General features: G+C 43.5%; 15 protein-coding genes. 7 read left to right on the top strand and 8 right to left on the bottom strand.

All coding sequences use genetic code 11. From position 1 onward, the window contains the following. Window positions 1-241 precede the first annotated feature (241 nt). A complete protein-coding gene (dusA, locus tag IQ457_RS06840; protein WP_200662589.1) occupies window positions 242-1213 on the top strand; it encodes a tRNA dihydrouridine(20/20a) synthase DusA in 972 nt (323 codons plus the stop codon). A gap of 135 nt (window positions 1214-1348) precedes the next feature. Here the strand turns inward: dusA and IQ457_RS06845 are convergent, their stop codons facing one another. The 4 genes from IQ457_RS06845 to IQ457_RS06860 form a co-directional block, all read right to left on the bottom strand. Then, window positions 1349-2137 carry a CPBP family intramembrane glutamic endopeptidase gene (locus IQ457_RS06845; RefSeq protein WP_200662590.1) on the bottom strand — a complete coding sequence of 263 codons (789 nt, stop codon included), beginning with the start codon at window positions 2135-2137 and terminating at the stop codon, window positions 1349-1351. 74 nt (window positions 2138-2211) lie between these two features. Then, the gene (locus IQ457_RS06850; RefSeq protein ID WP_200662591.1) at window positions 2212-3099 is read right to left on the bottom strand and encodes an alpha/beta fold hydrolase; all 888 of its coding nucleotides are present in this window, start codon (window positions 3097-3099) and stop codon (window positions 2212-2214) included. A 126-nt stretch (window positions 3100-3225) separates the two neighbouring features. Then, a complete protein-coding gene (sppA, locus tag IQ457_RS06855) occupies window positions 3226-4281 on the bottom strand; it encodes a signal peptide peptidase SppA (RefSeq protein WP_198327924.1) in 1056 nt (351 codons plus the stop codon). Window positions 4282-4547: 266 nt separating this feature from the next. Then, complete coding sequence (locus tag IQ457_RS06860) at window positions 4548-7598, bottom strand: ComEC/Rec2 family competence protein (RefSeq protein WP_342343308.1); 3051 nt, start codon at window positions 7596-7598, stop codon at window positions 4548-4550. A gap of 287 nt (window positions 7599-7885) precedes the next feature. Here IQ457_RS06860 and IQ457_RS06865 point away from each other — a divergent pair, with 287 nt between their 5' ends. Further along, complete coding sequence (locus IQ457_RS06865) at window positions 7886-8464, top strand: DUF2062 domain-containing protein (protein ID WP_223808538.1); 579 nt, start codon at window positions 7886-7888, stop codon at window positions 8462-8464. Window positions 8465-8573: 109 nt separating this feature from the next. Here the strand turns inward: IQ457_RS06865 and IQ457_RS06870 are convergent, their stop codons facing one another. The 3 genes from IQ457_RS06870 to IQ457_RS06880 all read right to left on the bottom strand — a co-directional run bounded on the left by IQ457_RS06870 (window position 8574) and on the right by IQ457_RS06880 (window position 11041). Continuing rightward, window positions 8574-8891, bottom strand: coding sequence for a hypothetical protein (locus IQ457_RS06870; RefSeq protein WP_200662593.1), 318 nt, complete (start codon window positions 8889-8891; stop codon window positions 8574-8576). 182 nt (window positions 8892-9073) lie between these two features. Next, window positions 9074-9754, bottom strand: coding sequence for a lipoprotein-releasing ABC transporter ATP-binding protein LolD (gene lolD, locus IQ457_RS06875; protein ID WP_144297124.1), 681 nt, complete (start codon window positions 9752-9754; stop codon window positions 9074-9076). A gap of 51 nt (window positions 9755-9805) precedes the next feature. After that, a complete protein-coding gene (locus IQ457_RS06880) occupies window positions 9806-11041 on the bottom strand; it encodes a lipoprotein-releasing ABC transporter permease subunit (protein ID WP_200662594.1) in 1236 nt (411 codons plus the stop codon). A gap of 461 nt (window positions 11042-11502) precedes the next feature. Between IQ457_RS06880 and IQ457_RS06885 the strand changes: the two genes are divergently transcribed. Further along, entirely contained in the window at window positions 11503-12483 is a 981-nt protein-coding gene (locus tag IQ457_RS06885) for a hypothetical protein (RefSeq protein WP_068408146.1), read from the top strand. 106 nt (window positions 12484-12589) lie between these two features. Here the strand turns inward: IQ457_RS06885 and IQ457_RS06890 are convergent, their stop codons facing one another. Beyond that, on the bottom strand, window positions 12590-12979 hold the full coding sequence (locus tag IQ457_RS06890; protein ID WP_200662595.1) for an SCP2 sterol-binding domain-containing protein: 390 nt from the start codon (window positions 12977-12979) through the stop codon (window positions 12590-12592). Between the two features lie 877 nt (window positions 12980-13856). On the opposite strand from IQ457_RS06890, the gene ccoN reads away from it, so the two are divergent. From ccoN to ccoP, 4 genes are read left to right on the top strand one after another with little or no spacing between them, the layout of a single operon-like run. Further along, a complete protein-coding gene (gene ccoN / locus IQ457_RS06895) occupies window positions 13857-15338 on the top strand; it encodes a cytochrome-c oxidase, cbb3-type subunit I (RefSeq protein ID WP_068408137.1) in 1482 nt (493 codons plus the stop codon). 9 nt (window positions 15339-15347) lie between these two features. Next, window positions 15348-15986, top strand: coding sequence for a cytochrome-c oxidase, cbb3-type subunit II (ccoO, locus tag IQ457_RS06900; protein WP_068408135.1), 639 nt, complete (start codon window positions 15348-15350; stop codon window positions 15984-15986). Continuing rightward, a complete protein-coding gene (locus IQ457_RS06905) occupies window positions 15986-16168 on the top strand; it encodes a CcoQ/FixQ family Cbb3-type cytochrome c oxidase assembly chaperone (RefSeq protein ID WP_068408133.1) in 183 nt (60 codons plus the stop codon). Before ccoO ends, IQ457_RS06905 begins: the two co-directional genes overlap by 1 nt. Next, a complete protein-coding gene (gene ccoP, locus IQ457_RS06910; protein ID WP_200662596.1) occupies window positions 16165-17310 on the top strand; it encodes a cytochrome-c oxidase, cbb3-type subunit III in 1146 nt (381 codons plus the stop codon). The genes IQ457_RS06905 and ccoP overlap by 4 nt, the downstream gene beginning before the upstream one ends. The last annotated feature ends 200 nt before the right edge of the window (window positions 17311-17510 follow it).

Genomic DNA, 17510 nt, shown 5'->3' on the forward strand with positions numbered 1-17510 from the left:
TTTTTTTGAGCGCTTATCCCGAATTGGGGTTAACTTATATAGATAGAATAATCAAAAGGCGTCATGAAAATAACACTCATGGCGCTTTATCTATTCTCCTTTTAAACACATTTAAAAATGCACATAAAAGTATGGTCGGTTCGCAATAAAATTGGCAAATTGATGAATATCGACGTGAGACTGGTATAACGATTTTAAAACGACCTACTATTTGCATGCATAATAACGAGGCTTTACCCTAATGGTTGATATGACCAACAAACGACTCTCTGTTGCGCCCATGATTGACTGGACAACGACAGATTATCGCTACTTTGCACGGCTGTTTAATCCGCACGTTTATCTTTATACCGAGATGATTAGTACCGGTGCGCTGCTCCATGGCAATCGCGCGCGGCATCTGCGCTTTGATACGCTTGAGCATCCACTGGTGCTACAGCTTGGCGGTGCCGATAGTAGCGAGATGGCCCAATGTGCCCAATTTGCGCAGCAGCATGGCTATGATGAGGTCAATATCAACGTCGGTTGCCCCTCTGATCGCGTCCAGCACAATAAAATTGGCGCTTGCCTCATGGCAGAGCCGCAGACGGTTGCTGATTTGGTCAAGCACATGCAGGCAGCGGTCGATATTCCGGTGACCGTTAAACATCGTATTGGTATCGACGATTTTGATAGTTATGAGTTTATGGTAGATTTTGTCGAAAAAGTCGCAGCGGCAGGTTGTACACGCTTTATTGTTCATGCCCGTACGGCGTGGCTACAGGGCTTGAGCCCGAAGCAAAATCGCGAAATACCGCCACTGCGTTATAATGATGTTTACCGTCTCAAACAAGACTTTCCAACGCTTGATATAGAAATTAATGGCGGTATCGAAACAGTTGCCGATATTAAAACGCATTTACAGCATGTCGACGGGGTGATGATTGGACGGGCGTTTTATCATAACCCGTACTTGTTGGCAGAAGCCAACAGTTTATGGGGCGCGCCGATTACTAAGCGCTCGGATATTTTAGCGCAATTATACCCTTATCTAGAAAAACAAAGCGCTAAAGGTGAAGCACTACCAACGATGACGCGGCATTATTTAGGGTTGTTTCAAGGCTTAACAGGTGCGCGCAAGTGGCGACAGGCATTGAGCGGTAAACCGCAGCTAACGATAGACGATATTAAACGAGCCGCTGAAGAAGTCTTAGCCTTAAATCCAGATGCTTAAAGATAAGTAACGACCCTTCTCGCATAAAATATTATAAGCGCCCAATCACATAAGCATAAAACAATGGCTAATTGGTGCATAGCTAGTTGATAAAGACATTCATCAATTAGCTATTTGACGTTTATATATAAACCTTTAACTAATTTCCGCTAAATACTGCGCCATCGCGGCGCCATTATTAATAATATGTAACAGCATCGGTAATACTAGCGAGCCTGATTTGATACGCGCATAGCAAAATATCAATGCCAATACCACAATGGTGCCGATTTCATAAATACCATATTGCAAGTGAATTACCGCAAATATCACGCTGGTCACTAGGCTTGCGACTATTGTGCCGCGATGCTCTGCGTTGGCTACGTTTGAGAACTGCTCAGCAATAGCCGACCATAATAATCCACGAAATATAAGCTCTTCATAAATCGGCGCGACAATCACCATGGCAAATATCAATAACCAGACTGAGCTGACAGACTGATATAAAGGGTCGACGAAGACCAACGGTGATTCATTGAGCAGGTAAGTTAACGCTTGACTGCCAATCATAAATATCAGCAATAACCCTAACATACCGATGCCAACCGACCATGAAAATGGCTGTAGCGCCAGATACTTCCTTACATTGCCGCCCCTCACCCGAATCAATAAAGCGCTAACTGCCACCAGTAATACACAGCCGATAATGATAGAAAGACTGACCACCGTACCATCATTACTGCCGAAAAAGAAAATATCGCCCATAGTAGCGTTTTTAGTAGCGGGCAATATAAGCTTTCCGGCGATATAGACGCCGATTAATTGACTGATAAAGAAAGTCACTACAATGCCTATCACTAACAACAACGCACCCAAGCGTGAAAATAGCGGCGTAGGTTTAGACGCTGTGGTCTTAATAGATGCGGTGGTCGCTTTTTTTAGCATAAATCGTCACTCAAAAAAGTGTGCTAGCTGCTCACATTACATTTATCCTAACTTCTAGGATTCACAACCATCGTTTATTTTGGCAACTGCTTTTTGATAAGCTCAAGCACTTGACGCGCCACCGACTCTGGGTGCTCAAGCGGGAACATATGACCGCCGGCATGGGTTTCATAATCGATATTCAGGCGTGATTTGATTTGCTGCGGGAAGCGGCGCTTGAGAAAGATACTGTCTTCACCAATGATAAGCGTCACTGGCGGTTTAGGCGCACGGTTCGGGGTCAGCCAATACCATGACGGGTTGGTACGAAACACTTCGACTTCGCTGGCTTTAGGGATTGCCAAGGTTACTTTGCCGTCCGCACGCTCATGTAAACCATGCTCGATATAGCCTTGAAAACTACGCTCATCGAAATCTTTAAAAAAGCCCTTATGACGCAGCTTATCATAGGCGTCTTCGCGGCTATCCCAAACATCACGGCGATGCTTAGACACGCCCGCTGGCGACAGCTTATCCATCAAACGATTATTCATCAGCGGTAATCTATCGGCGGTTTTGGCCAAATGCCAGAGCAGGCTGACTTTGCCATAAATCCATGGTGGATCCATCAGCACCGCTTGCGCAAATATCTCCGGCGCACGGTATAACGCCTGCATAGTACACATGGCACCAAGCGAATGCCCAACGCCTACTAACTGACTCACCCCATGCTGCTCACACGTGCGTTTAACGCTATCAATAATCTGCTGGGTCAGGCTTTGCCAATGGTTATCTACTGGATAATCGGGCGTATTACCCAGCATAGGGATATATTCAATGGTAAAAAATTCAGCAAGCGGGGCAAAAAACGGCGCATAAACGGCGCTTGGCATACCATTGGCATGGGCAAAATGAATGACAGGTTTTTGGGTTATCTTAGACTTGGGTAGTGACGCAAAGGTCTGTGGATTAATGGTACTCATGACAAGCTCTCAGTAATTTAAATAGCTGTTTATTATAATAATCGAAATTTATATACAATTAAGGCTGAGCATAATCACATACTCAGCCTTAACAATCATACACATTAAATCTAAAATATAAAGCGCTTAGCGCATCTGCGCTTGACCCTCTTCTTGTGGTAACACGTCAAGCTTGATACTTGAACCAAGACCGGCGCCTAACTTAACGGCAAAGCGATCCATAAATAAGCTAAATGGGTCGGTTGGCGTATAATTAACGACGTTATCAAGCTTCAGCTTCTTCTCTAAAGTCGAAATACTGCCCTTTTTGTCAGCTAAGCCAAGCTCAATCGACTGCTCACCGGTCCAAAATAGCCCTGAAAACAGTTTATTTTCCTCAGGATTTTTTAGACGATCGCCGCGACCTTCTTTGACCGCATTGATAAAGTGCTTATGAGTATTGTCCAGCACTTTTTCGACATGCTGCTCTTCATAGTCAGTCAGCGGACGTGACAAGCTTAAAATATCTTTATACTCGCCTGCGGTAATGGTGCGGTCTTTAACGCCAAATTTATCCATTAAGCCTTCGATATTATAGCTTGGCATAATTACGCCAATCGAACCGACTAAGCTTGATGGATTGACATAAATCTCATCCGCAGCTGAAGCGATATAATAAGCGCCCGAAGCACCCATATCACCAATCACCGCGTAGAGTTTTTTGTCAGGATATTCTTGACGCAAATCCATCATCGTCTGCCAGATTTCATCAGACTGTACGGGTGAGCCGCCGGGCGAGTTGATGTCAAGCGCCACGGCTTTGGCATTACTGTTTTCAAAAGCGCGAGTTAAGGCCTCATTAACATCGTAAGCATTGGCGACATCACCACTACTAATCGTTCCTTGGATTTCAACCACCGCCAAATGCGGCTTACTGGTATCAACGCCTTCAAGCCCGGACGGTGTTTTGGTACTACAACCGCGACCAATGGTCAAAAATATCAATAAAATATAACCAAAGGTCAATAGCTTAAAGAAAATACTCCAGCGACGGGCGCGGCGCTGCTCAACCACACTGGCTAATAACGTATTTTCAAGCAGTCGCCACTCTTGTCCACTCGGCTGATTTTGCTGCTGCAGCGGCGCTGGCTGGTTGGCCGAGTTGTCAGGACGTTTGTTAGGGTCTGGTGGCCAGTTGGGCATATAACTTCCTAAGTCAGAAACAATGTAAAACGATAAAAGAGAAACTCTAAAAAATTACATAATAAGAATTAAATATTTTTACTTAAACAAGCAGTTTTTTTTAGAACTTCAATAATAAGAATAATAATTAAATAAGCTACTAAGTATGGTGGCATTTCGCTCATGGTTCAATAGCAGAACTGTGAAATAGCTTGATATTATAAAGGCGACAGGTTATAGGAGCGAGATGTTTTATAAGGATGATACCAATAAGTCAGATTATAAGGTTAATCCTTACTATCGGCCTCAAAAGCTAGAGCGGCATCTAGTGACTTATTATCATAAGTGATTGTCTCATCGATTTGTTGCGCCCTTATTGCATCTGCAGAGATATGCGAAGTGCTATACCCAAGCCATGTTGTGCTATTCATAGCACTATTTAAAGAGTTTTTTAAAGTGTCATTTTTAGTATTCGGTTCAGTCGCGCATAATAACGACCACATTTGCCACACGCGCGGATGGGTATCGACATTTAAAATCAAACGTGATTGAGCATTTTTAGTATGAGAAGGTGGCTCTTTGTTATCGGACTGAAGTGTTTGTACTTTAGTAGCTAATGATTTGAGCGGGTCAGCAGCATTATAACTGACAATTTGAATAGGTAATCGACTATCAAGCGCAAGAGTACAGTCCCAGACACTGGCATCGTTTATTTTGCTCCAACCTGTGATAGCTTGCAACGTTAAATCACCATTGGCGAGTTGCCAGGTTTTACCTTGCTCACAAGCTTGGGCACTGATGGTTGCCTGAGTTTTATTTTTACCAGTTTGACTGGCTAATTGATAAGCGCGCTGGAGCTCGGGCCAACGCTCACTACGCCCGGCTTGCCAATACTGAGCGGTTGGGAGACGTTGACTTAACTCAGCGACGGTCATTGGTAGCAGCTCAGAGTCGTTTGGCTTATAGATGGTCGGCTGCAATGACTTACGGTTGTTATTTGTTAATGTCGCTAAAGATGTCGTCAAGGCCGCGCTACTGCTTTGGACTACCATACCTTCTAAACGCTTGATAGATAAGCTGCGCAGTTGCTGCTCTAGGGTCGCAGATAACTTGTCAGCGGTTAGCGTGCTTGGCATCGTACGAGTATCATAAGGCCTATGATCGGCTAAAATTAACCAGCTAACGTTTGTCTTATTATCTTCATTATTTAGCACAGGGTATTGTAGCACCGCCGCGCTTAAATATTGGTCGCCCGTTGGCAGAATATAGAGAGTCGGAGTCATGGTTAACGACTGCTGGTTGGCATATACCGTCATAACCAGTAGCGTTAACGGCGCTAGCGTGAGCCAACGACTGATAAGGCCGCGCGGTAATAGCCACGGCAGCATCGCCAATAATACCATCAGCAAAATTGCCATATTCACTGGCGTATAAAGCCATACCTCTGAGAATATCGGTAACGCCGTTAGCCACGTGATAAGCTCGTGTAAATGAGCGACGAGAGCAATCACTAAAACCCAAATAGTATCAGCTAGCGCAGGCGAGATAAGATAGCACAGCCCAGCCAGTAAATTTAGCGGTACAATCACCCAACCAAATAAGCCGATGGCAAAGAGATTAACGATAAGCCCTAACAGTGACGCCTTACCGAATAACAATAAAGTAATAGGCAGCAGGGCAATAAATAGCCAAAACTGTAATTTGAACAGACGTTTAAATCCCAACCATGTACGTTGAAGTATCTTCGCATTTTTATTGTCAGTAGAGTTCGTGGTCGTTAAGCTTGCAGACTCTGTTTGACTCCATGCTACTGAACTATCTTCGTACTTTAATAGCAGCGCTACCGCTATAAAGGACAGCCAATAACCTGCTTGCCACAGTACATATGGGTCGAACCATGCCATCAATACTGCTAGCGCCAACAATATACGCATGGTACTAATTGGCAGTAGCGTTAAGCGTATCAACCCTATCGCTAATAACATCCATGCGGTACGCGCAGCAGGTACATCAAACCCGGTAAATAAGGCATAAATAAAAGCCGCGCTCATCATAACCCACCAGCGCAATTGCCAGCGCGGAATATGACGATAGAGAGAGGGGTAAAAACGATTCAACAGTAAGACTACCAATCCTGCTAACACAATCGCTAAAAATAAAACATGGGTTCCTGAGATGGCCAATAAATGAGAAATACCTGCCAGCTGATATAAATCTTTGGTAGCGCGATTGATTAAACTGCGATCACCGGTCAGTAAGCTTAAAGTCACTGCTTTTGCTTGCTGCTGTGCGGGAGTTTGCGCTGCCCAGTCCTGATAAAAATGCTGACGTAGTTGCCAACGTCCTTGGTCGATAGCGGTACGCAAACGGTATAGATAAGAATCGTCCGCTTTAGACAATGCTGCTGAGTCATTAAACGGAATAGTTGAGGTACTGGTCGCTAATATCGTGGCAACCCCATCGATATGTCGCCCTCGCAACCACCGATAACTATCAAATCCCGTTGGATTGTTCAACGCTTGCTCAGAGTTAGCAAGTGGCGCTAGCGTCAAAGTCATCAATAACTGATCACCTGGCTGCAAATCATTTAAGTCTATAGTCTGCGATTTATTCTCAGTACTTTTTTTAGAAGGTTTTTTAGAGAAAGATTTTTTTGGATAAGCATTTAGCAGTATACGATATTGTTTATTTTCGAAATATTCGAGATTATCTCCGTTTAAGTTATTTTCTTCATTGCTTAGGCTATTATCAGTCACCTCTTTATAATTGTCATTGTAATTGACGCTCAGTTTGTCCAAATCCTGCGACGTTATCTCGGACAGTAAAGGCGATATGTGGCTAATGGTAGCAACCTGCCGATAGCCACTATGACTTGCGTCATCATAGACACTATCACTGATGCCTTCGATGTTCACCAAGGCTTGCACGCGCACAGTTTGTTTGATGGTATTACTTTGCGCCTGCTGCTGACTTATCAAAGCGAGCAGCCCACTACCAGTAATCAGCGCTAACGCTAATACTGTCGTTAATAAATAATGAGCAAATTTATAGAGTAATGATGATGTAGAAGATAGGGTTTTAGCAGAATTTTGAACAGCAAGATTTTGAGCAGAGGAATTTTTAACATTCCCCTTTTTAGCGTCAATCGAGGGTGCAAACGCGATATAACGCTGATTGATAAATAGCAGAACAATGGTCAAAGCCATTAATAATAACGGCAAGATAGAAGATGGGCTGAGGTCTGGTAATAAGGAGCCAATAGGCAGCGGAATAGTATCCGCGACGGCCAAAACCCCCATCATAACGATGATTATCAAGCTACCAATTAACCAGTACACCAGCGCTCCTCGCTTGCTTGATAGCTCGTCCATTGCATATAAGTTGCATGATGGATAATGACCGTTCTAAACATTGAACCAACCATCAAGTGAGCAAACCGTCAAGCGATGGCATTTATGTGGCTATTACCCTATACTTACCAGAAATATTGCAATAGTGATTATTCAACATTATCTAGCCGTTTTTCTGATAACATTTATAGCTATATTTTTTATTAATAATATCACTGTATATCAGCCCATCAATGTGATTGAGCGGGCTGAAGATAACATGTAAAGGCGATTCTGTGCCAAACAAACGTCTAAAAGACCTACTTCCTACCCCTGAAAAAATCTTAGAAAGTCGCTCATTAAAACTATTTGCGCCGCAACTTGCCGACCCGCGTTTATGGCATTTTAATCGCCATAGTTTAAATAAAGCGGTTTATATCGGTGTGCTCAGCGCATTCTTCCCGCTGCCAGGACAGATGTTACTGGCTTTAATCGGCGCGCTTATTTTTCGTGCCAATGTGCCGATGGCGCTTGGTCTGACTTGGATTACTAACCCGCTGACGACTCTGCCGGTGTTTTATGCTGGCTACTATATCGGTGCCAAAATCCTTGATGTGCCGATGATTAGCTTGCGCATTATCGGTCGCATGATTTCAGATTTTACCTTATGGATTATCTCTGATGGCGCCAATCCTTTTATCACTTATAAAGGCACGGTATCTATCGCCGCTTTTTGTCTAGGGCTAACAATTTTAGCGGTCATCAGTAGTATTGTCTGCGGACTGGCGTTTAAAGCCATCTGGCGCTATAAAACTGTCACCAGCTGGCAAAAACGTCAGAAAGACTCTGCTGAAAAAACCAGCAAGCATGAATAGCGTGAATCCTTAATAATCAATTTTGCCGCGTCAGTCATCTTATAAAAATAGCAGCATTTTATAAAGTTGGAAATATCTTATAAAATCATTACCCAATTCATAAGCGACCTTATAACTCGCCTTCTTCCTCTTTATGCTTGTCGATAGCGTTTTTAACATTATCAGCCAGATTATTATCCATCACAAAGATATCTATCACCTTCTCATCTTTTAGCAGCGTATAACGTTTTCCCGTGGCGCTATCTTGCGCCTTTAAATCGTAATCTGCACCCGCTAAGGTAATTGAGTCGAAAACCGGCGTCAGCAAGTCTATTTGTGCTTGTCTATCAATGGTGTCAAACAGCGTCGGATCCATATAAGGCTTTAGTGGTTCGTTACCTTCTTCAGCACTACCAAACGCTTCAATCGAATCATCATTTTTATCCATTTCATTATTCCTTATTTAGCATTTTAGTTATGGTTTTATCTACTTGTTAAAGCTGCTAGATACAGTCTGTTTTTTTCGTCGTTTTTATCAGTAACTTTTATAAAAAAGCTAACCGTATCATGCTGCTGCTCAGTAACAGCAGTTCTACAGTTTATTGAAAAAAAGTATTAAAAATGACGCCTTTAGTAATCTTCCCAATGCCCATTACGGAGTAGGAGCTGACGGTCAGCAAGGCCTGCCAAACTACGGTCATGCGTCACCATCAATAGCGCCGTTTGCATGGTGCTTTGTAGCTCGGATAACAGCCCAAACACACTTTGCGCGTTGTCATAATCTAAGTTACCAGTCGGCTCATCGGCCAAAATAAGTGATGGTTTGGTCACAAGCGCGCGAGCAATCGCCACACGTTGACGCTCACCGCCTGATAGTTCACCGGGCCTGTGGGCCAAACGATGCTCCAAACCAACACTTTTTAAAATATCTATCGCTTGTTGTCGCGCTTCGGTGGTCGATACTTTTGGACGCATCAGTAGCGGCATGGCGACGTTTTCAACAGCGGTAAACTCTGCTAACAAATGGTGGAACTGATAAATAAACCCCAAGTGTTTATTACGCATCGCCCCGCGTTCGGTCTCATTCATACTATTTAATAGCTGCCCGTGTAGCCAAACCTCCCCGCTGCTTGGGGTATCCAGTCCGCCAAGCAAATGCAGCAAGGTACTTTTTCCCGAACCACTGGTACCAACAATCGCAATGCGCTCACCAGCATTGACGGTCAAATCTAGACCGGTCAATACTTGCGTGCTCACCGCCCCTTCATCATAAATTTTATTAATATTGGTCGCTTTTAAAATCTCAGACATGGTACTTCCTTTGTTTTATTTATCATGGCATTGACGATTGACGCCTGTAGATTACTCGTAACGTAGTGTTTGTGCAGGCTGAATTTTAGCTGCTCGGCGTGCTGGATAAATGGTCGCCAAGAAGCTCAGTATAAATGACGCACTGGTAATCAGCACCACATCGGTCAAACGCAGCTGCGATGGCAGATAATTTACAAAGTAAGCATCAAACAAATTGAGGCCAAAGGTTTGATTGATAAAGCCCAAAATATCACTGACGGTCAGGGCAAAAATAACACCAAGTATGGTGCCCGCAATCGTACCAATAAAGCCAATCACGATGCCCTGTACCATAAATACATGGGTAATCAATCGCGGTGAAGCACCAAAGGTTTTTAAGATAGCAATGTCTGCTTTTTTGTCGGTGACTAGCATCACCAAACTTGAAACAATATTGAAAGCGGCAACGAGGATAATTAAAAACAGCAGCAAGCCAACCATGGCTTTTTCCATTTGAATGGCCCCAAATAGATTGCCGTGTGTTTGCGTCCAATCGCTAGGATAAAGCTTGTCAGGCGCAATAGCAGCCGCTTTTTGGGCCGCCATCGGTGCGTTAAAGATATCGTCAAGCTTCATACGAATACCCTGCGCACCCTCTGGTAGACGCAGTAATTTTGCCGCGTCACCCATCGGAATAAACGCCATCAGGCTATCTACTTCTGGACTGATGGTAAAAATACCCGTCAACGTAAAACGCTTAAAGCGCGGTATCACACCCGCTGGTGATGGCGACGCTTCTGGCAACACCAACGTCACTTTATCGCCTAAGCGCAGTCCCAAGGATTGCACCATCTCTTCGCCAAGCACAATACTGAACTCACCGTCTTGCAAGGTATCAATACTGCCTTCTACCATATGCTCGTTGATGATAGAGACGTTTTTCTCGTACTCAGGATCGACGCCGGTGACCATAATCCCAGCCACTTGACCGTTAGAGGTCAGCATACCTTGCAGCTGGATAAAAGGCGCAACGGCAGCGACTTCTGGATCTTCTTTGATCCTATCTGCCACCTGCTTCCAATCACCGATAATTTCGGTTGAGATCACCGTCGCTTGTGGCACCATACCCAAAATACGCGTTTTGAGCTCGCGATCAAAACCATTCATGACCGATAGCACCGTAATCAGTACCGCCACGCCAAGCGTCAGACCAATCATTGAAATCAGCGAGATAAAGGAGATAAAACCATTACTACGCTCTGCTCGGGTGTACCGTAAGCCGATAAATAACGCTAAAGGACGAAACATATTCAAACTCTTTATCTTATCTACGTACGACTTTATTTATGTTATAAATTCCAATGCAGCAACCGCCTTTTAATATGACACTCACTAGGGCTGTCGCCGCAAAAACATATCAATCGAACAAAAAACAGGGGATTATGAGCAGCAAAATACCGCTGTCAAAAGGGAGCTAGTTTGACACAATTTGACTTATATGTGCCAGTCATTAGCGCAAACTGCCGGTATTTTTTAATAAAAACTCAACTTTTCATATTATTTTTCGCGAGGGGCTTGCTATTAGTTGCGTCTATACCTATATATTGTATGCTAAGGACAATTGTCACTAACCCCTCATTGTTGTTTGTTGCCTCTTTACTGACGACATTGCTGGTTATCATAAACCAATCCGCTCATATATTGGATAATGGTCAGCAATCACAGTTTTAGACCCAAACCTCATGGCTGACTTAAGTTTGAGTATATTCATGACCATTAATTATCAATATAAAAACATCCAATCTCCCACCAAAATCACCTTAACTGACGAGCAATCTGCCGGTCACGCCGATCATTGGCGGATTTTGACCGATGACATGAGTCAAGACGTGCCAGAATGGCTGCAAAAGATGATTGAAAAAGCTGCCATGCCGAAAGGGCTCAACAGCAATGTCAGTGCCAAAGACAGCTGCTTATTGCTATCTGAAGACCAGCCTTGTCATATCAATCAAGTGCTGGCGATGAAAGATGGCAAGCCTGAATGCTTTATCAACGCCTACCCTTGTGTCGATAGCCCTTATGGTTTGACGTGCAAAATCGAGCGCATGATTGTCAATGACAACACTCACGATGCGGTCTTGCGCTTACGCACCGCTGATGGCAGCATTATTTATGCTTTCGACCAGCTGTATACCGCTAACCGTCATTTATATCAGCAAGATACGGCTTATTACGTGAACTTTAGTGCGTGGGCGCATGAGATTAAGCTGAGTGAACAAGACGAAGTGATTATGGTCGAAGACCAAGAAGCCATTCGCTACCATCGCGCCTTTAACGACATCGTCGCCGCCAACGATGGAAAAATGCCTGACGATTTACAAGAGCAAATCAAAGCGTGGCAGCCTGAAACCAATGAACAAATGGCGCCCGTCGAGATTAATCTTGGTCATATGTGCGCGTATTTGTTCGGCGATACCATAGGGCAAGAAGACGAAGCGTGGTGTCAAGGTCAGGTGCTTGGTAAGCAAGAAACACTATTTAATGGCCAGACCATCATCTTATTTGATGTGGTGGTACTGCGCGAACAAGATGCAGACCCGTTTGTCATTCGTATTGGCGCACCTAAAACCGAAACCACCGCTGCTATTGAAGTGCATGATTATGTACAGGCCAATATCTGGTTACAAGCGGCGATTTACAAAGAAAATCAAAAACCACAAACAACTGCGCAACAATCAAAAGCCAGCTAATTTAGAAGTTACTTTACTGTTAAATTCTCCAACGAAAAAGCCCTTAATTTATATTAAGGGCTTTTTCATGCTAAACGTTATTGATACAAAAATGAAAAACAAGCCATTAAGCTAAAGTAGTCATTGACTTGATATTACTATAAAGCTCTTTTTGCTCAGCACTTGGACGCGCGGTTTGTACTGCCATCAATTGTGACATATCGCCTTCGACACGAATTTTACCGGCCATAAAGGCGCCCATGATTTCATTGGTATCAAAGTTGGTAATGATAGATTGTAGCAGGCTACGATCCAACAATAAGGTTGTGGTTGCATTATCATTCAAACCGCGATGTAGTAAGCCGTCAGCAAAGCTTGCTTCGATATCTTGCTCCGTATCGGTGACTTTTAAGTTCACCACCATATTGGCAAGCGCTGGTGGTAAATTTAATTCGCCGGCTTCTTGACCCATTTTCTCAACTTGCTCAAACCATTCGTCTGTCAAAAAAACTGCCATATTATTATCCTTAATACCTATTATTTATGAGGTTATTTATGAAGGTAGGCTTGTGCCAGCATACGGCCAAGCCTAACCGCTATTTAAAAGTTCAAAATATTCGTTAATATCAGTATAAAGCACTTGGTTAGCGATAATACAAGGCGTCATTATAAGGGGCGATTCGATGATAAGTAAAACCTATTTATAGCGCAAATGCTGCTATTGTTACAAAACCACCGCTTAATTGTATTTTTTGCGCCAAAAAGCACTATCTTTTTTCACCCCTAGAATAGTAGGGAAATTGGGTATAAAATAGGTGTATAACGCTGAAAGATTATATCGTTCATAACTATTTTTACCAAAGAGTTTGTATTTTGGCGCATAGTTCTGATGATATTTGATTAGGTTTGCGTTACAATACCCTTAAACAGAGTCGGGAGTTTTAACTAAACATTACGTAAACATGGTTTTTGTCAGCCGCCGCTAGCATACATTGATGGTGTATAAGTTTTTTATCACCGATTGAATATCAGTATCTATCTTCGTTCATACTGGCTTTTTAGCAGTAATAATTAAGATACATACTCAGCCTCAATAGATGTTTGATGCTCAAGGAAGGCACATTATCTTATCAAATTTAACCGTTTATTATTTATTAATCATCCTATTATCGTCCAGCTGTGAGCGCCGTGCATTTATATCGCCGCCCTCTACTCAGCAGTAACCGCTGATAACTAGTGTAGGTTTGACTTAATAGTAAATAAGGTCTCGATAATAAGATTTGGCAAAAACAACATGTACCGCAACCATAATCTGCTTATAATTTTTTATAATATAGAGGCTGCGGAGAGTTAGTTAATTCTGTTGATAATTCGGGCTGTAAAGGAATCATCCAATGAGTTTACAAAACACAGCAGTCGCCCCAATTGACCGTGAGTATGAAATCACTGTCGTAAGATTCTTTACGATAATGGCCGTGATATGGGGCATCGTCGGCATGAGTATTGGTGTGTTCATTGCTTCACAGTTAGCATGGCCAGCACTAAACTTTGACATTCCATGGCTGACATTCAGTCGTCTAAGACCGCTACACACTAACGCGGTTATCTTTGCATTCGGTGGCTCTGCCCTGTTCGCAACCTCTTATTACGTGGTACAGCGTACCTGTAAGACGAGACTATTCGCCCCTTATTTAGCTTGGTTTACCTTTTGGGGTTGGCAAGCGGTTATCGTCGCAGCGGTGATTACTCTTCCTTTAGGTCTGACATCGACCAAGGAATACGCTGAGCTTGAGTGGCCAATCGATATCTTGATTGCTTTGGTATGGATTTCTTATGCCATCGTGTTCTTCGGTACGCTCATCAAACGTAGAACTTCACACATTTATGTGGCTAACTGGTTCTTTGGCGCATTTATTATTACGATTGCTCTACTGCATATCGTAAATAGTATGGCCATCCCTGTTAGTGCGTTTAAATCTTACTCATTATTTGGCGGTGCGACCGATGCGATGGTGCAGTGGTGGTACGGGCATAATGCGGTAGGTTTTTACTTAACGGCCGCGTTCCTTGGGATGATGTATTACTTTGTTCCAGTTCAGATTGGTCGTCCTATTTATTCTTATCGTTTGTCTATCGTTCACTTTTGGGCATTGATTGCTTCATACATGTGGGCTGGTGGTCACCATTTGCATTATTCAGCGCTTCCAGATTGGACGCAGTCTCTCGCAATGGTGTTCTCAATCATCCTATTTGCGCCATCTTGGGGTGGTATGATTAACGGTGTACTAACGCTATCAGGTAGTTGGGATAAACTACGTACCGATCCGATTATTCGCTTTATGATTGTGGCGTTGTCGTTCTATGCAATGTCAACGTTTGAAGGTCCGATGATGTCTATTAAGACCGTCAACGCGTTATCGCATAACACGGACTGGACAGTCGGTCACGTACACTCAGGTGCACTTGGCTGGGTTGGTATGATTACCATTGGTTCGCTATATGTATTGTTACCACGTATCTATAACAAACCAAAAATGTATTCTATTAGCTTAATCACGACGCATTTCTGGTTAGCAACAGCGGGTACTATCTTCTATATCGTTTCTATGTGGATTTCAGGTATCGGCCAAGGCATGATGTGGCTTGCGACCAATCCAGATGGTACGTTGGTATATAGCTTCGTTGATACCGTTGAGTTCTCACATTTCCCATATATTGGTCGTGCTTTTGGTGGCCTATTGTATGTATCGGGTATGGTTGTTATGGCCTATAACGTTTATAAAACACTTAAAATGCCAGAAGGTAAGCCTGTTGATATCGCAGATCCTACTGATCATGAACCTAGTGTTGATAAACCTTCGGCAGCTAACGTATAAGGAGCGATCATGTCTGGTACACCGCATGAAATTATTGAAAAAAATACAGGCTTGTTGGTTATCGGTATTGTTATTGCCATTAGCTTTGCAACGCTCGTTGAAATCGTACCGCTGATTTATGATAACAAGGGACCTGAAGAAGGTGGGGTAAACGCTCCCCTTCCCGCCATGGAGCCATGGACCGCACTTGAGTTTGAAGGTCGTGACATCTATATTCGTGAAGGCTGTCACGTCTGTCATACGCAAATGGTGCGTCCATTGCGTGCGGAAGTTGAGCGTTATGGACCTTACTCACGTGCTGCTGAATCTACGTGGGATCATCCATTCTTATGGGGTTCTAAACGTACTGGTCCTGACTTGGCACGTGTTGGTGGACGTTATTCTGAAGATTGGCAAAAACAACATCTTATCGATCCACGTTCATTAGTACCTGAATCTGTAATGCCTGGTTTCCCTTGGCTTGCAACCAATGAAGTAAACGGTACCAATGTGCAAACTAAAATGCGTCTATTCCGTGATCAGTTTGGTGTGCCTTACACTGAAGAAGATATCGAAGGAGCGCCAGATGCGGTACTTGGCGCCACTGAGCTTGATGCTCTGGTTGCCTACTTACAGCAATTGGGTACCGCGATGGAAGGACAGCGCTAATGGGTATTGGTGAATTACAAACAATTGCGACCGTTTCTGCTTTTATTGCCTTCGTGGGCGTTGCATGGTGGGCGTATTCGCCAAAAAACAAAAAACGCTTCGAAGAAGATGCACAACTTGCGCTTGATGACAAAGATAAAGAAGCTTTGGCTGAAGAGCAGCGCAATAAGGATAAACGATGACATTTTTTTGGAGTTCTTGGATCACCATACTAAGTATTATGTGTTGGGCGGGTATCCTCGGCGTCTTACTAATGGTGTTGAAATACAAGCCAGAAGTAGAAGAAGACGGTACTACTGGGCACACTTACGACGGTATTCAAGAATACGATAAGCCACTGCCTAAATGGTGGTTAGTGATATTTTTTGGTTCGATTATTTGGGCTGTTGCCTACTGGATATTTTTCCCTGCTATCTTTCCATCGAAATGGGAAGGTATCACGACCGTAGAAGTAGATGGCGAAACTGTGCCATGGACCTCGCATAACGAGTTAGCAAGTGAGCTTGAAAGTAATAACAAGGTGTTTACCGATAACTTTGAGCAAAACATTTTGGCCAAAGCAGATGCTAGCGGTGCGACTAAAACGCTAGCAACGCTGTCTGAGATGCAAGCAACCATGCGTCGCAGTGAAACACCACCTGCGAATCTACAAACTGAGATTGATGAAAAAATCGCTGAGCTTGCACCGTACGTTGAAAAACTTGCTGAAAACCCGAATGCGCTAAAAGTCGGTAGTCGCTTGTTCTTACAGAATTGTGCTGTTTGTCACGGCTCTAATGCGAAAGGTGCGCTAGGCTACCCTAATTTGACCGACAATGACTGGTTATATGGCGGTGAAGCTTCACATATCCTAACGACGCTACATAATGGTCGTGTTGGTGGTATGGCAGCTTGGCGTGACCAACTTGGTGAAGATGGTGTGCGTGCAGCGGCTGAATATGTCTTGTCAATCTCTGGTAACCAACCAAGTTATGAGCTTGACCAAGCTAAAGTTGCTCAAGGTAAAGCCATTTTCCATGAGCCTACTAACTGTGTACTTTGTCATGGTGAAGACGCTAAAGGTATGATCTCTACTGGGGCGCCAAACTTGACTGATAACATCTGGTTATATGGCGGCGATCGCGAAAGTATCCGTGATACCATCCGTTATGGCCGTGCCGGTGTGATGCCAGAATGGGAAACCAAACTAGGTAATGAGCGCATTATGCTGCTTGCTGCGTATGTTTATTCTTTATCAGACAGAACGCCTCAGCCTGCTAAAGCACAGCCTGTTTCTGCCGCTGCTCCAAAAGCAGCAACACCTGAAACGGCAGTTGCAAACTAAGCGCATTTAGTCAGTTGTATGTCGTAAACAAGTGGTATTTAACAAAGGGAGAACTGTTATTGCAGTTCTCCCTTTTTAGTTATTTATCAGTTTTATGTTTTATTAATAAACTCTGCCTACGAGCAACTCGCAAAATCAAACTGCTGATAGATTTAATACGTTTTATGCTCTATCACCACTGGTTTTGATATTTATCAAGC

Origin of the sequence: Psychrobacter sp. M9-54-1, from assembly GCF_016613355.1 — a bacterium.
GTDB lineage: Bacteria > Pseudomonadota > Gammaproteobacteria > Pseudomonadales > Moraxellaceae > Psychrobacter > Psychrobacter faecalis.

Excerpts from the sequence above, each read along its gene's own strand:
- IQ457_RS06885 (WP_068408146.1), top strand. The coding sequence starts at position 11,503 with ATGACCATTAATTATCAATATAAAAACATCCAATCTCCCACCAAAATC.
- ccoO (WP_068408135.1), top strand. The coding sequence starts at position 15,348 with ATGTCTGGTACACCGCATGAAATTATTGAAAAAAATACAGGCTTGTTG.
- IQ457_RS06905 (WP_068408133.1), top strand. The coding sequence starts at position 15,986 with ATGGGTATTGGTGAATTACAAACAATTGCGACCGTTTCTGCTTTTATT.
- sppA (WP_198327924.1), bottom strand. The coding sequence starts at position 4,281 with ATGCCCAACTGGCCACCAGACCCTAACAAACGTCCTGACAACTCGGCC.
- IQ457_RS06845 (WP_200662590.1), bottom strand. The coding sequence starts at position 2,137 with ATGCTAAAAAAAGCGACCACCGCATCTATTAAGACCACAGCGTCTAAA.
- IQ457_RS06890 (WP_200662595.1), bottom strand. The coding sequence starts at position 12,979 with ATGGCAGTTTTTTTGACAGACGAATGGTTTGAGCAAGTTGAGAAAATG.
- IQ457_RS06880 (WP_200662594.1), bottom strand. The coding sequence starts at position 11,041 with ATGTTTCGTCCTTTAGCGTTATTTATCGGCTTACGGTACACCCGAGCA.
- dusA (WP_200662589.1), top strand. The coding sequence starts at position 242 with ATGGTTGATATGACCAACAAACGACTCTCTGTTGCGCCCATGATTGAC.
- ccoP (WP_200662596.1), top strand. The coding sequence starts at position 16,165 with ATGACATTTTTTTGGAGTTCTTGGATCACCATACTAAGTATTATGTGT.
- ccoN (WP_068408137.1), top strand. The coding sequence starts at position 13,857 with ATGAGTTTACAAAACACAGCAGTCGCCCCAATTGACCGTGAGTATGAA.
- IQ457_RS06850 (WP_200662591.1), bottom strand. The coding sequence starts at position 3,099 with ATGAGTACCATTAATCCACAGACCTTTGCGTCACTACCCAAGTCTAAG.
- IQ457_RS06870 (WP_200662593.1), bottom strand. The coding sequence starts at position 8,891 with ATGGATAAAAATGATGATTCGATTGAAGCGTTTGGTAGTGCTGAAGAA.
- lolD (WP_144297124.1), bottom strand. The coding sequence starts at position 9,754 with ATGTCTGAGATTTTAAAAGCGACCAATATTAATAAAATTTATGATGAA.